Source organism: Orenia marismortui DSM 5156 (genome assembly GCF_000379025.1).
GTDB lineage: Bacteria > Bacillota > Halanaerobiia > Halobacteroidales > Halobacteroidaceae > Orenia > Orenia marismortui.
Map to the genome: position 1 here is coordinate 16,745 of NZ_KB900620.1, position 14,429 is coordinate 31,173.

At 31.0% G+C, this 14,429-nt stretch carries 11 protein-coding genes, 1 tRNA gene and 1 pseudogene; all 13 read right to left on the minus strand.

Annotation, left to right across the window (positions count from 1 at the left end):
- Positions 1-143: 143 nt before the first annotated feature.
- The 13 genes and pseudogenes from OREMA_RS0109605 to OREMA_RS0109665 all read right to left on the minus strand — a co-directional run bounded on the left by OREMA_RS0109605 (position 144) and on the right by OREMA_RS0109665 (position 14,417).
- Positions 144-219: transfer RNA gene (locus tag OREMA_RS0109605), tRNA-Val, on the minus strand.
- A 124-nt stretch (positions 220-343) separates the two neighbouring features.
- Positions 344-1,412 (minus strand): annotated as a pseudogene (locus OREMA_RS19465) (IS30 family transposase).
- Positions 1,413-1,594: 182 nt separating this feature from the next.
- Positions 1,595-3,016 (minus strand): PepSY1/2 domain-containing protein, encoded by a 1,422-nt coding sequence (locus OREMA_RS0109615; RefSeq protein WP_018249053.1) that lies wholly within the window; start codon positions 3,014-3,016, stop codon positions 1,595-1,597.
- An 11-nt stretch (positions 3,017-3,027) separates the two neighbouring features.
- Positions 3,028-3,504 carry a cell wall hydrolase gene (locus OREMA_RS0109620; protein ID WP_018249054.1) on the minus strand — a complete coding sequence of 159 codons (477 nt, stop codon included), beginning with the start codon at positions 3,502-3,504 and terminating at the stop codon, positions 3,028-3,030.
- Between the two features lie 68 nt (positions 3,505-3,572).
- Positions 3,573-3,926 (minus strand): hypothetical protein, encoded by a 354-nt coding sequence (locus tag OREMA_RS0109625; protein ID WP_018249055.1) that lies wholly within the window; start codon positions 3,924-3,926, stop codon positions 3,573-3,575.
- Between the two features lie 84 nt (positions 3,927-4,010).
- Entirely contained in the window at positions 4,011-4,685 is a 675-nt protein-coding gene (locus OREMA_RS0109630) for a hypothetical protein (protein ID WP_018249056.1), read from the minus strand.
- Positions 4,686-5,181: 496 nt separating this feature from the next.
- Positions 5,182-6,375 carry an RNA-guided endonuclease InsQ/TnpB family protein gene (locus tag OREMA_RS0109635; protein WP_018249057.1) on the minus strand — a complete coding sequence of 398 codons (1,194 nt, stop codon included), beginning with the start codon at positions 6,373-6,375 and terminating at the stop codon, positions 5,182-5,184.
- A gap of 39 nt (positions 6,376-6,414) precedes the next feature.
- On the minus strand, positions 6,415-6,807 hold the full coding sequence (gene tnpA / locus OREMA_RS0109640; protein ID WP_018249058.1) for an IS200/IS605 family transposase: 393 nt from the start codon (positions 6,805-6,807) through the stop codon (positions 6,415-6,417).
- Between the two features lie 233 nt (positions 6,808-7,040).
- Positions 7,041-8,531 (minus strand): glucose-6-phosphate dehydrogenase, encoded by a 1,491-nt coding sequence (gene zwf, locus OREMA_RS0109645; RefSeq protein ID WP_211205760.1) that lies wholly within the window; start codon positions 8,529-8,531, stop codon positions 7,041-7,043.
- Positions 8,512-9,408 (minus strand): phosphogluconate dehydrogenase (NAD(+)-dependent, decarboxylating), encoded by an 897-nt coding sequence (gnd, locus tag OREMA_RS0109650; RefSeq protein ID WP_018249060.1) that lies wholly within the window; start codon positions 9,406-9,408, stop codon positions 8,512-8,514. The genes zwf and gnd overlap by 20 nt, the downstream gene beginning before the upstream one ends.
- Before the next feature lie 193 nt (positions 9,409-9,601).
- Positions 9,602-11,695, minus strand: a complete 2,094-nt coding sequence (locus OREMA_RS17595) for an alpha-amylase family glycosyl hydrolase (RefSeq protein WP_018249061.1) — start codon at positions 11,693-11,695, stop codon at positions 9,602-9,604.
- 350 nt (positions 11,696-12,045) lie between these two features.
- Positions 12,046-12,822: an inositol monophosphatase family protein gene (locus OREMA_RS0109660; RefSeq protein WP_018249062.1), complete on the minus strand. Its 777-nt coding sequence runs from the start codon at positions 12,820-12,822 to the stop codon at positions 12,046-12,048.
- 176 nt (positions 12,823-12,998) lie between these two features.
- Positions 12,999-14,417 carry a PhnD/SsuA/transferrin family substrate-binding protein gene (locus OREMA_RS0109665; RefSeq protein WP_018249063.1) on the minus strand — a complete coding sequence of 473 codons (1,419 nt, stop codon included), beginning with the start codon at positions 14,415-14,417 and terminating at the stop codon, positions 12,999-13,001.
- Positions 14,418-14,429: the final 12 nt, after the last annotated feature.

Genomic DNA, 14,429 nt, shown 5'->3' on the forward strand with positions numbered 1-14,429 from the left:
TATTGTTAGCTTTTGGCTTCTAGCTGTTGGCCTCTGGCTAAATCTTTTAAGATTTTGCTAAAAGCTAATGGCTATATAAATGGTGTGACGGCCTCGATGGCCTAATACTAAAAATTTCATTGCGTATTAAAATCAGAAATTTTTGGTGGGCGAAACAGGACTTGAACCTGTGACCCCCTGCTTGTAAGGCAGGTGCTCTCCCAACTGAGCTATTCGCCCTTAACACAAATATTATTATATATAACTTCACTAAAAAGGTCAAGAACTTTTTTATTTTTTATCTGAAAATATAAATTGCAATATAAAATGCACGGTTTTTTATTTACTCAATACCTCATAAATTTTAAGCTGCCTTTAACTGTTCTTCAAATATATAATTTGCATTCTTAAACCCAAACATTTTTCGTGGATAATTATTTATCCATCGCTCAATTCTTTTAACTTCATTTCTGCTAATATTCTTAAAGCTACTTCCTTTTGGTAAAAACCTTCTAATCATTTTATTTAAATTCTCATTACTACCTCTTTGCCAAGAACAATAAGCATCAGCATAATATTGACTAGTTCTTGAGATATCACTTCCTGTAAAGGAAGTTTCTATCCCTTCATAATCATAGAATTCTTTACCATTATCTGTAGTTATAGTTTTAAATAAGTCTCTAAATTTTCTAACTCCTATTCTTCTTTCTACGCGATCTAATCCTTTTATTACAGATTCTTGAGTCTTATTAGGTATTAGTTCTATTATTTCTTTGCGACTATATCTCTCTGTTAAAACTAATAAAAAGGGCTCATCTTTACCTTTCCTACCCTCTACTAAGTCCATTTCCCAATGACCTATTTCTGACCTTTTATCAGCTTCCTTAGGCCTATCTGATATCTTTCTTCCCTCTTTTCTCTTTTTGTTGATTCTTTTTCTTTCTGTTTAGATTTATTAGTCTTTTTATATCTACCATAAACCAAATCTTCTCTATCTATAAACAGAATGCCTTTATCTATATAATTATATATCGTCTTCCAATGTATTTTAATTTCAAACCCATCATCCTCTTTAATCATCTCTGCAATTACCTCTGGAGAATAATTTCCTTTATTTTTTCTTCTATGAATTCAGCTAATTGATGATCTTTTCCTATTTTAATCTTAGCTCCTTTAGCAGTCGCATTGTTATCATATAAGTTTTGAGCTATATCAGCATCGTATTCTATTCTTTTAGTGTAATCTGAATTTAATAATACAAGCTTTCCCCTTTCAATTTCTCGACTTATTGTCGTCCTATGCCTCCCTAACTCTCTTGCTATTGCTGTCTTCGATTTGTTTTGTATATTATATAAATGTTCTATTATCTTTCTCTCTTCCCACTTTAAATGTTTTCCTTTTCTACTTTTTGTGTTATAATTATTTTGGCACATATTTAATACCTCCAATGTTTGCTTTGGTCAGTTAACATTATATATGAGGTATTAATGTGTGTCATTTTTTATTTTTTGAACTATCCGTGCATTTAATTATACAATGCACCTTTTTATCTGAAAATCCGCTTATTAAGGATTAGATTCTGAGGTTGAGTACCCAACCTCAGAATCTAATTATATTACTTTACATTTTTATAAAAATCATCATCAACACCTTGTACAACCTCTTCTTTTCCAGTCATTGCATTAATATGAACTCGATAATTAGCATCTCCTCTTCCATTGGCAATTTTTCCAATGAACTCATAGCACAATACTTCTTTTCCACCATGAGTATCTATAACTAATCTTTCTTCTATTATATTTAAATTAGCACTTATTCTTTCCTTAGCTTCTTTCATACTTAACTTAGGTGTTAACATACCCTTAGGCCTATCTTTATGATGTAAAAGATATTCTATGGCATTAAAACCTATTATTTCACCATTATCCATAGCAACTTCTGCACTCACCGAATCTGGACTAACTATTACATCATAGTTCCCAACTTTTTGTACAGGGGCAAGTACAATCATAGCTATATCATTAAAAGGCTTACTAGAGACTACCTCCATCTTTTCATATCCATTTTCTTTGAGAAATCTTTCGGCAACCGCTTCAGATTTTTCTTCTCCAATTTTCTTACCCTTTATATTTCTTTGATTTAATAACCAGATTACACTTCCACCTTTTTTACTGATATCTATATATACTACCTCATTCTTATTATTCTTATTAGTAGCTTTTACAGAATGTGCCGGTAAATTAGTTTTTACTGTCTTACCTTTTATTTCTAATTTTTCTTGATCATTAATTTCATATTTGTATCGATTAGGATCTTTAATAAATCTCTTAGCTTTTTGAATTGCTTGCTTCTGGTTGATGTTATCTCCTTTAATCTGTGTTAAACCAGTAATTGTATCTTCTTCTGTTAACCTAATACCCCCGTCAGGAAAAAGAGATTCTAATTCTTTTTGAATATCCTTTAATTTTAGTTTACCATCCATCTCAATTAAACCAGCTAGAGGACTAGCAGAATATTGACTATCTTTTTGATCCATCTTAACTCTTTTTTTATTATACCACTTGAACTTCTTTCGATCCATCTTATCATGAATACTTTCTAAGTTCTTATTTGCAACTGCAACCTGTTGATAAAAAGAATCTAACATTTTTTTGTCCTTATCATTTAAACCACCATCAACAACCTTTTTATCTAAATGATTTGTATATTGTAATACCCTATGTAGCAAAGTTTTAACGTTCTGTAATGAACTATCACTAATAGGGATTTGTCCTATATCTTCTTGCGCCGAATAAGCTGAACGCCAAATATTAGATAGATTTACTGATAAGTTGTCAGCAGCTTTAGCAACCATAACCGTTCCTAATTCCGCTTCTAAAGCATCTATGTGATGATTTACACCTTGAAATGCATTCTCATATCTATTATTTAGTTCACTCTCTACATCTTTAGTAACATTATACTGATTATAACCCCAATAACCTAATACTCCTATAGCAAAGACTAAGACTACTATACCTATTGTTTTAAAATCCAAATTTATCACTCCTATTTAGCAAAGATATGCTTACCTATTGTTCGTACAATTTTTCGAGAAAAAATCCAATTTGTTTCTACTTTTGCTGCATTGTAGTAGTATACAGAACCATAAGTAGGATCCCAACCACGATAGGCTGCTAAAGTGGCTTTTACAATTTGATCACTTGGCGTCTGTTGCCATATATGACCTCTAGCTACTGCTGTGAAAGCCCAAGGCTGATAAATAACACCAGATATAGTATTAGGAAAACGAGAATCACGGACACGATTCATAATAACAGCTCCTACTGCTACCTGACCTTCATAAGGTTCGCCTCGAGCTTCAGCATCCAAAGTCCTAGCCATTAACCTCATGGTAGGAGATAAACTATAGAATGATGTAGCTGCTTCACTTTTTTCAATTGTAGTATCTGCTTGAGTATAATAAAGAAAAGCACCTGTACCAACTAATGCAAAAATTAATAATAATAAACCTAATCTCTTCATTATTACCTCCTTTATTAATTTATTACTTTCTTATAGTTTGCTTTTAGCTTTTCAATTATTCACAGAAATTATTCTTTTGAGTTTAAACTTCTCCGTGGTATCTCTGGTGGTTCTGGCAAAGGAGCTTCTTCTCCATTACCTTCATTAGATGGACGCTGAGGTGAACTAACAACTGTAATGCTATTCAATAAAATCTCTATCTCTTCTAATTCATCTCCTTTTTCTATCTTCTTTCTTAACTCTGCTCTAGGAACAACTATAGTAACTTCATGGGGTTTATCGTAAGCCATACAACGTTCCAAAAATATTTCTAATCCATCTAAGTTAAGATGTACTTGATCTTTATTTCTACAATGGCACTCCTTTTTAAAAAAATTAGTAATCTTATTTTTAATTTTCTTGGTTAAAGAAAAAATACCCATAATCCACCTCCTTTATATAATCTATTCCAAAAGATTAATAAAGGTGAATTATGGGTATTAAGTATTTTTAATGATTAATACAATCTAAAATTTAACAGCAAGATTCATTCCAAGCCTTAAACTATCTACTATTAATTCTTTATCTGCTGAATTCTCAACTAATTTATCTGTATCCCAATCATATACATGATTTAATTTAATCTTTGTTTTACCATAACCAAAATTACTAATAAAAGATACATGGTCATTAATAGGATAATCTATTTGTGTTTCTACTATAACTCCTAATCCATCTCCTGCTAGAATATCCTGTTCAAAAGGTGTCTTCTCCCAAGAATTATACTCATAATAACTCTCTGTAAATTGATTATGGCTAAGTCCCATATTTAATCGAACATTATCTGTTAATTTATAAGCTAACTTACCATAATATCCATCAAAATCATATTCAGATGAATACTCTGTTCTACTACTATCATTATAAGTGTCAAAAGAACTCCATGAAGATGATGCATTATTTAATCCTAAACCCAATCCATATTTACTACCTATCCAATATACTCCTTCTAAATAAAATCCTTTACCACTATTTAAAGACTCCCTTACCCAGTAAGACTCATTAATATTTCCCTCTTCAATGTCAGAGTAAACAAAGTTATTGTATGTAACTCCTCCATTGAACTCTAAATTATTAGCACTTGCTATCGTATTAGAGCATAAAAGAAATGATATAATCGCAATTACCATAAATCTTCTCATAAGATCATCCTTCCACTTAAAATTTTTATATTAATGCAATGATTTTTGCTGTATTGTTTATAATGACTAGATTTAGAAGGAAGACTAAAATAATTATATCATTTTTCAAACTGTTATTAAATGAAATATAATGGCATTTAAATCAAATTCTATTTTTGCTAATAGAACAAAATAAGAGGTTGACATCCTCCCCGCCCGTTCCTATCGTCACCTACAGGTCATAGACCTTTCGTGATTCTCCGAACGAGGATTCCTTAAAGAAACTTACGAGGTTGTCTGCTGATTAAATGCCAGTCCATTTCTGGTAGGCAAGTTCACTGAAACTTTCTTTTAAATTGCGCATTGATAGTTTCAGTATTAGGCCATCAAGGCCGTCATAACGCAAACTTTAGGCTATGCCATCAGCCCTCCTAAGATATGGATATACCAACTTAGGCACTTAGACTATTACCATCTAAGCAGATTGTTGCAAATGTACTTTATTACGTAGTGTCTGTTAAGACACGGAGGCTGAATATTTATTAGCTATATTACGGCTTGCATTTAAATCAGAGTGGATATGATTACCACATTCACAAGAGTATAAATTAGCTTTACGATTAGACTTTTTAACTTTAGCACATTTAGAACAACTCTGGGAGGTATATTTGGGGTTAATATATTCTACCTTAATCCCAGCTAATTCAGCTTTATATTCAATAAATTGTTGAAGTTGATAGAAAGTCCAGCTATGAAGGTTTCTATCCCTACGAGTTCTATAAGAACTCTTCGTGGTAGAACCTGCTCTATTAAGACTTTTAGCGGTATTTCGGATATTCTCTAGATTCTCCATAATTATAGTGCCAACTTGCTCTTGCACAGCAAGATTGACTAATTGACGACTAATTTTATGGTTTAAATCTACCATCCATCTTTGCTCTTTATCATCAATGGTTTTAATGGCTTTTACCTTCTTAGATTGAGCTAGTTTCCTTCTTAATGAACGATACTTTTTGCGGATAAAGCCTGCTTGTTTACCATTGTGGAATTGACGATTAATCTCTTTACCTTTAGGAGTTTTAATACTAGCAACAGCTAATTGCCGAAGTCCTATATCAATTCCCATTACATTAGAGTTAGTGGTTTCTTTATCAGAAATTTTAATTGTTACAGCAAAGTACCATTTACCTCTTTTATAGAACAGACTAGCTTTACCTAATTTACAACCACTTTCGATATATTGTTGCAATTCTTCAAACCTTTTAGTCTGCTTAATAGGAAAGGCGAATCTTTGACATTTGGTAGTATAAAGAGGTATTGAGATTATAGACCCATCAATTTTATAATTTTGATTATTATAGCAAATGGGTTGGTTATCCTTAAATTCTAAATTATCTTTATTAGAATCAGATTTTAAAAACAACTTATAGAGTGCTTTAACTTCTCTAATATTTTGATTCTTAACAGCAGAGGGTAGATTTATTTCTTTAAAGTCAGCAGAACTCAGTTTAGTTTCTCCTGCTTTAAGTTTGTCAGCAACAAATTGACGATTCTTAACTACTTCTGCAATATTGTTTAAGAATATATTTTGTTTTCTTTTAGTTGGTTTTAGCAACTCTAGGACATAAGTTAATTGCATATTATCACCTTTGGTTTCAATATAGTGTTGGATAGTTTCAGAACTAACATTACCCCTACGAGTTTTTAACAATTCAAAAACTCTCCGTGTTAATAGAAATTTAATTTTATGTTATTTAGTCTGTTGTTGAACATATTGTTTTATACTTTGAGAAGTTATGTCTCCCGCAGCAGCTACAAAATAAGCTCTAGTCCATACAAAGCCCTTAATATTCAAATTTGGAAAGTGCTTTGATATTCGTCTTCCAGTAGTACCTTTAATAATATTCATTAGCTTACTGGGAAAATACTTGGGCAAAGCTGATATAAAAAGATGTATGTGGTCTGGCATTATTTCAGTAGCTAATACTTCAAAATTATGTGTATCAGCTAGTTCATTAATGGTATCTAAAGTTAATTTTTTGATTTCAGGATTATCTAAAATATGTTTTCTATATTTAGGTATCCATATAAAATGATAGTTTAAAAGAAACTTTGCGTGCCTTGTACTATTATAGGTATTCATTGTTAAAAACCCCTTAATATCAGTTATTATCTGTATTATATTACGAAAGGAGTTCGTATTGAAGAAATGTATTATATAAATAATTTTCAAGTCGATTAAAAATTAAAATATCCGAGAAAGCCCCACCCTTTAACAAGAGCGAGGCTTTCTCGGATACAATTCGGTAAAAGCAACTCCCTCTTATACTGTGAACTATATCTATAGTTCACTTTTCTAATATTAAGAAAAAACTATTAAATATCCCACCATTTCCGTCCATCTTTTATCAAGAGATCATCAGCTTCTTTAGGGCCATTACTTCCCGCTGGATATTTGGGTAATTTTTTTTGGTTTTCACTCCAAAAATCAGCTATTTGATCGACAAAATCCCATGAATATTCAACCTCATCCCAACGAGTAAATAAGGTTTGATCACCAACAATCACACTATGCATTAATCTCTCATAAGCTTCTGGAGAATTAAAACCAACTTGACAATTCTGACAAAAATCCATTTTCACAGGCACAATCTTCTCTTTACTCCCAGGCTCTTTGGCATTAAATTGAAAATAGACTCCTTCTTCAGGTTGAATCTTAATTACTAATAAGTTAGGACTTAAATTAGTAGATTTATTTTGATAGGCAGGATGAAAATCAGATTTAAACTCTACAATAACTTCTGTTAACTTAGTTGACAACCTTTTACCAGTCTTAATATAAAAAGGAACCCCAGACCACCTTAAATTATTAACAAAGGTTTTTAAGGCCACATAGGTTTCTGTTTTAGAATCAGATGAAACATTCTTTTCATCATGATAAGCAATAACCTCTTCTTTGTCTACCTTCCCTGCCTCATATTGCCCTCTAACAACATACTCATCAACATTATCAAATTTAGATAATGATTTCAAAACTTTGATCTTTTCATCTCTTATAGACTCAGTAGTCATATTGGCAGGAGGTTCCATAGCAGTTAAAGATAATATCTGTAACATATGATTTTGTACCATATCCCTTAAAGCTCCAGATTTTTCATAATAAGCTCCTCTATCTCCAACCCCAACCTTTTCATTAGAGATAATTTGAATATTGTCTATATATTTATTATTCCATAATGGTTCAAATAATAAATTAGCAAATCGAATTACCATCATACTTTGCAACATTTCTTTTCCTAAATAGTGATCAATTCTATAGATATTTTCTTCAGGAAAGACTTTAGTTATCTGTTTATTCAAATCACAAGCAGATTCAAGGTCATAACCAAAGGGCTTTTCAATAACTACTCTAGACCAAGAATCACCAGAAAAATCAAGCAACTTATATCTATCTAAATTAGTAACGATAGTTCCAAAAAATCTAGGAGGTACTGCTAAATAAAATATTCTTCTATTAGGAATATTATATTTATTATCTAAACTATCTAGCAGTTCTTTTAAACCTTTACATCCGTTCTCCTCTAAAATATCAAAACATTTATAGTAAATTCTTTCTTTTAATGAATTCCAAACCTCTTCTTTGATCTCTCTACTTACAAACTTTTGTAATGAATTATACAAACTCTTTAAGTACTCTTCTCGATTATCTATACATCTACCAGTAGCAACTATAGTAAACTCCTCAGGAAGTAAGTCATCTTCCAAGAGATTATAAAAAGCTGGTATCAACTTACGATGAGTCAAATCACCTGTACCACCAAATATAATAATTTGACAGGATTCTAACTTACTTTTTCTCAACCTCATGACCCCCAAACTCATTTCTTAATGCTGCAATAACCTTACCTGAAAAAGTATCCTGCTGTTGAGAACGATATCTTACAAATAAAGAATTAGTAATTATAGGTGCTGGAACCTTAAGTTTCAGAGCTTCCTCTACTGTCCATAATCCTTCACCAGAAGAATTTATCACACCTTTTATACTATCTAATTGAGGATCCTTACTAAAAGCATTTTGAGTTAATTCCATCAACCAGCTTCTAATTACAGACCCATGATTCCAAACCCGGGCTATCTCTTTATAATCAAGTTTAAAATCACTGGCATCCATAATTTCAAATCCTTCTCCAATTGCTTGTAAGATACCATATTCAATGCCATTATGAACCATTTTAACAAAATGACCACTACCTGTTGGCCCTGTATGTAAATATCCCTTTTCTACATTTACATCTCGAAAGACATCTTCTAAATAATCAAAGACCTCATCTTCTGCTCCTATCATCATACATGCTCCATTTCTAGCACCTTCAACTCCTCCACTGGTTCCAGCATCAACCAAATGTATTCCTTTTTTCTTAAGAAAATTATTCCTTCTTAGAGTGTTATTAAAATTAGAGTTACCACCATCTATAATAATATCTTCTTTATCTAAAAGTGATGCTAAAACTTCAATAGTATTATCTACAGGATCTCCAGCAGGAATCATCATCCAGATAACCTTTCTTCCTAACAGACTAGTTACCATTTCTTCTAAGTCTTTAACACCTTTAACTCCTTCTTGCTCAGCTACTTCTACACTTTCAGAACTTCTATCATAACCAATTACCTCATGCCCATGATCCACTAAATTTAATGCTAAATTCCTACCCATCTTTCCTAATCCAATAACTCCTATTTTCATGGTCTCATCTCCTTATTGATTTTATTTAATCTAAATTTATATATTATTATTTATACCTTTTTATAATATATTCTATCCATAATACTAATAGTAATCACTACTATTATTTTACTATAAAAAATAAATTTTTCCTGCATATATAAAAATAAAGCATATCCTATATAGGATATGCTTTATTTAAAGATTTTAACTATTAATTTATCACTAAATTATTATCCTTAACTTTTAATATTAAAGTTCCATAAGCTTTTAATTCTATAGAATCTGAGGCTTTATATTTGGAATCATTTATTAATTCAAGTACATCAGAAGATGCACTAATAATTTTCTTATCTGATGATAAGTTATGAATTACATATAGATTATACTCTTGATCTCCACCACTTACTTTATAAGCATAAGTTCTAGCAGAAGTATCTATCTTTTCGTAGTTACCTGTAGAAAAGATGGGATTCTCTTTTCTAATCTTTATCATTTCTTTGTAATGCTCAAAAATACTACCTTCCACACCTTTTTGTTCTTCTAATGAAATCCCATCATTAGCTTCAGTATATTTCATCTTATTATAAAAATTACTTTTTGCCATTATTGTCATACCTTCACCTTCTGCATCAGCATACCAATCAAAAGGCTCTCTGATATTATCATCTGGTTTAGCTCCCATTTGTCCAAGTTCTTCACCATAATATAAAAATGGTGTTCCTGGTAATGTTAATAATAAAGAAGAAGCTAATTTCATTTTTTCCTTATTTTCTACTAAGTCATGAGCCACTCTATTTTGATCATGATTTCTTAGGAAAGTAGCATCAATAAAATCTTTAGAATACCTACTATAACGATTATGAATATACTCTATATCACCCAGAATATCTCTTGGCTCACCATTAACCATTCTTATTATTTGATCAGCTAAGCTAAAGTTAAATGATGCATCTAAATCTTCAAAAAATTGTGCCATCTCATCAGTTTCTGTCCAGTTTTCACCTACTAAGAATGCTTCTGGATTTACTTTTTTAACAGCAGAATTAAATTCTTGCCACCAATTATGAGTTACATCTCCATCCTCATCTATATGCAAAGCAGCATCTAATCTAAATCCATCTACTCCATCAGAAAAATCTCCATCCTGATTAGGGTCTAACCAAAACTTAGCTATTTTCTTCATCTCTTCCCTTACTTTATGGTTTCTAAGATTTAAATCAGGCATTCCACTCCAGAAAGTTCCATAATAATATTCTGGGGTAGAAACCTTATGCCAAACCATTTGCCCCCATGGACCTTTTTCATAAATATCATCAAATTGGTCTCTCCAAACATAATAATCTGTATATTCATTCTCCTCTTCTTTTGAAGCTGCTTCAAACCAAGGATGTTTATCACCAGTATGATTTATAACTAAATCCATAATTACTTTTATTCCATTCTCATGAGCCGCTCTTAAAAATTCTTGAAACTCTTCTATTGTTCCATAATCTTCATTAGTATCATAATAATCTACTACATCATAACTATGATAGCTAGGAGAAGAATTAATAGGCATCAACCATAATGCATCTACACCTAAGTCTTTTAAATATGGTATCTTTTCTTTTAATCCAACAAAGTCACCAACACCATCATTATTTCCATCATAAAAACTTCTCACGAAAATCTCATAGAAAACAGCCTTTCTAGGCCAATCAGGTGCTTCCCAATTATTGGTGTTTCCTAATTTTTTAAAGGTAATGACTTCTGTAGAAGTACTATCTTCATTATTTTTAGCCTCTATTTTATAATAATAGGTCTTTCCTGCTTTTAAATTGCTTATTTCTAAACCTTCATTATCATAATCAATATTTTGCTCTTTAACTGTTAAATCATTTGAATCTTCTCCCAAATAAAAACTCACTTTATTATATGAATTCGTTTTAAACAGGAATTTAACTGTATTATCATCAATATCTATATATTCTTTTTCACCAACTATAACTGCTGTATCTTTCTTCTTTAATTCTAAAACTAAAGTTGATTCTTTTTCTCTTAATACAATATTTTTAGTCAATGTATCATATCCAACTTTAGAGATTGTTACTTCATAATCAGGCTTAGTAATATTAAAAGTAATTACTCCATTAGAATTAGTTTGCTTAGCATTAAGACCATCTAAACTCACTTTTGCCTGCTCTACACTTTCACCAAATTGATTTTCTACCTTAATAGATAACTTTCCTTGTGTTAACTGATCATTACAAGCAGTTAAGACAGAGATAGTAGCTATTAATAAAAATAACAGTATCTTCTTCTTCATCTGTTAGCCTCCTATAATTTTAATAATTCTTCAATACTTCAATATATTATATTCTATAAAAAAGAAGCGCTTCCTTTTTATAAATGTTAAAATAAAAAGCTTCTGTTAAACAGAAGCTTTTTTTATCCATTATAAGCATAAAATTATATCTATCCACTTTTAGCATAAAATTAAAATGTATATTTATAGAAAAATATTGCGACAGTTTCGGAGTTAGGCGTTAGGAGATAGGATATAGAAAGATCTTACTAACTCCTATGACCTAGCACCTAAAAGTGTCGCATTATACCCATTAAATTTCACTTTAAATTCAAGTTCTTGTATAAACTAGTAAACTAGGTATTTTAAAATTAATCTATAAGTTTTAATTCTTGATTTAATATATCGACTATATCTTTATTTCCTACAATAACTGTTATTCCTTTTTCTTTTTCATCAAACATAACTTTACCACCAGCCTCTTCAATTATTAGTAGACCAGCACCTATATCCCATAGATTTAATTTTCCTTCCCAGTAACCATCAAAGACCCCTGCCGCTACATTACACAGATCAAAAGCTGCGCTTCCAGTTCTTCTAATTCCTCTGACTTTAGTTGCTATTTTAGTGAAATTATCGACATTATTATCAGAATCACTTGCACGATCATAAGGAAATCCTGTGGCTAAGACTGATTCTCTCAAACACTTAGCATTGCCAACCTTGATCTTATTATCATTTAAAAATGCCCCTTCTCCTTTTATAGCAGAATACATGTAATTTAAAGTTGGAACATACACTAACCCCAAAACTGTTTCTCCCTTAAATTGTAAAGCAATAGAGATACAGAAAGCAAAAAATCCACTAGCATAATTGGTAGTTCCATCAATAGGGTCTATCACCCATAAATAATTAGATTCTTTTCTATCAACTCCACTCTCTTCTGATAAGATAGAATGCTCTGGATAACTGTCTTTAATCTTTTCAATTAATATCTTCTCTGATAATTCATCAACCTCTGTTACAAGATCTATCTCATCTCCTTTTATATTTATTTCTATATCTGAATTCATCTTTTCAAGTTGAATCTTACCTACCTCTTTTGACCATGATTTTACCTGAGATAATACTTTCTCCAAATTTAACAATGCTATTCCTCCTTAATAAACTCTGTAATTACTACTAAACTATTATAATCCCCTCTTTATAATGATAGTTAAATTTATCACTAGTAAAACCTCATTATAATATTACCTTATTTTAATTTATTATCCTGCAATAATCAATTAAAAGCATACTTCTTTTTGAAGTATGCTTTTAATTTCTACTCAAGCTCAAATTCTCTTAACTGCTCATATTCAGCTGTAATTGCAGTTGTTAATCCAAACTCTTCTTTATATTCATTATAAGTTTTAATCATAGTCTTTCTTAACTTATCCACAAATTGTCGATCATTGTATAACTCTTTTTTGATACTATGTGGATTATTAGGTATTTCAGGCATTGCGTCATCCATCCGTAACCACTTAACACTATCTCTCATTCTCTCTAATTGCTCTTCAGTTTCAAGAACTACACCAGCTTTTTTCGTATACCACTGGAACTGATATAATGGAGTAGTAGTCATTACAAAATCGCCACAAAATCCAGCATCAGCCTCTCCTTTAGCAACTCTTAGCAATACCTCTTGATGACCAAATCCAGTCTCTACATTGGCATCCTCTTCAATATCTATATCATAAAACTTCTTCAAAAAGTACTTCTGATATCTATAACCTGATTCAGAATATTCACTTCTAGCATAAATCGTCTTTCCTCTTAAATCTTCAAAAGAATTAATCCCTGAATTTCTATTAACTATAATAATTCCTGAATAGCTTGTACTATTATCAACTTTATTTACTGTCTTTGCAAAAGCCTTCATAAAGGTTCCATTCTTGTTTGCTGAAATAAAATCTCCAGGAGAGCTCTCTACAGCATCATATTTTCCAGCATTAACATCATCAATAAATGTTTTTCTATAGACAGGTACTACTTTTATCCCATCATAACCTTTAGCAAATAATTCATCTTTCATATTACTCCATATCTGCCCTTCTAAAACTTTTTTGATATTATCATCAAAAAATAACAATCCATATACAAAAGGATTACTAGGATTACTAGGAGCCTTATCTACCTTGATAGTTCTTTCTGACAAATATGAACTATGTAAATAATAATAAGGCCCATTCTCTAAATTTCCATCTTTCAGAAATTGCTTTTGTATGTTAGCTACTGTTTGTCCTTCAGAATTAGCATACTTTACTGTATACTTGTATTTTTTGACTGGAGTTAGTCCGTCCATAGATAACTTAACCTTATACCAGATCGGATTGCTAGTATCCACAACTTCAACTAAAGCGTTTTGGAACAGCACACCTACTGGCTGCAAATCTGTTCCTTGATTCTGACGAATATTTAAAGCAAAAGCCTTTACTCTCTTTAAACCTAGTCCCATCCTATCAGCTGACATAGCTTGACGAAGGCTATTTATTTGAACATCATATTGCTTGTTCTTATAATCAAGCCTTAGTAATTTATCATTAACATTAGATAATTTTGCTTTGGTATTTTCTAATTTGCCAGATAATGATGCTTGATCAGACTCAACCACTTTATATTGTTGAAATAAATAAAACATTCCTCCAATTAAAAACCCCAATAAAAGTATAATTAATAGATTACTTACTTTATTATTCAAAAATACCACCCC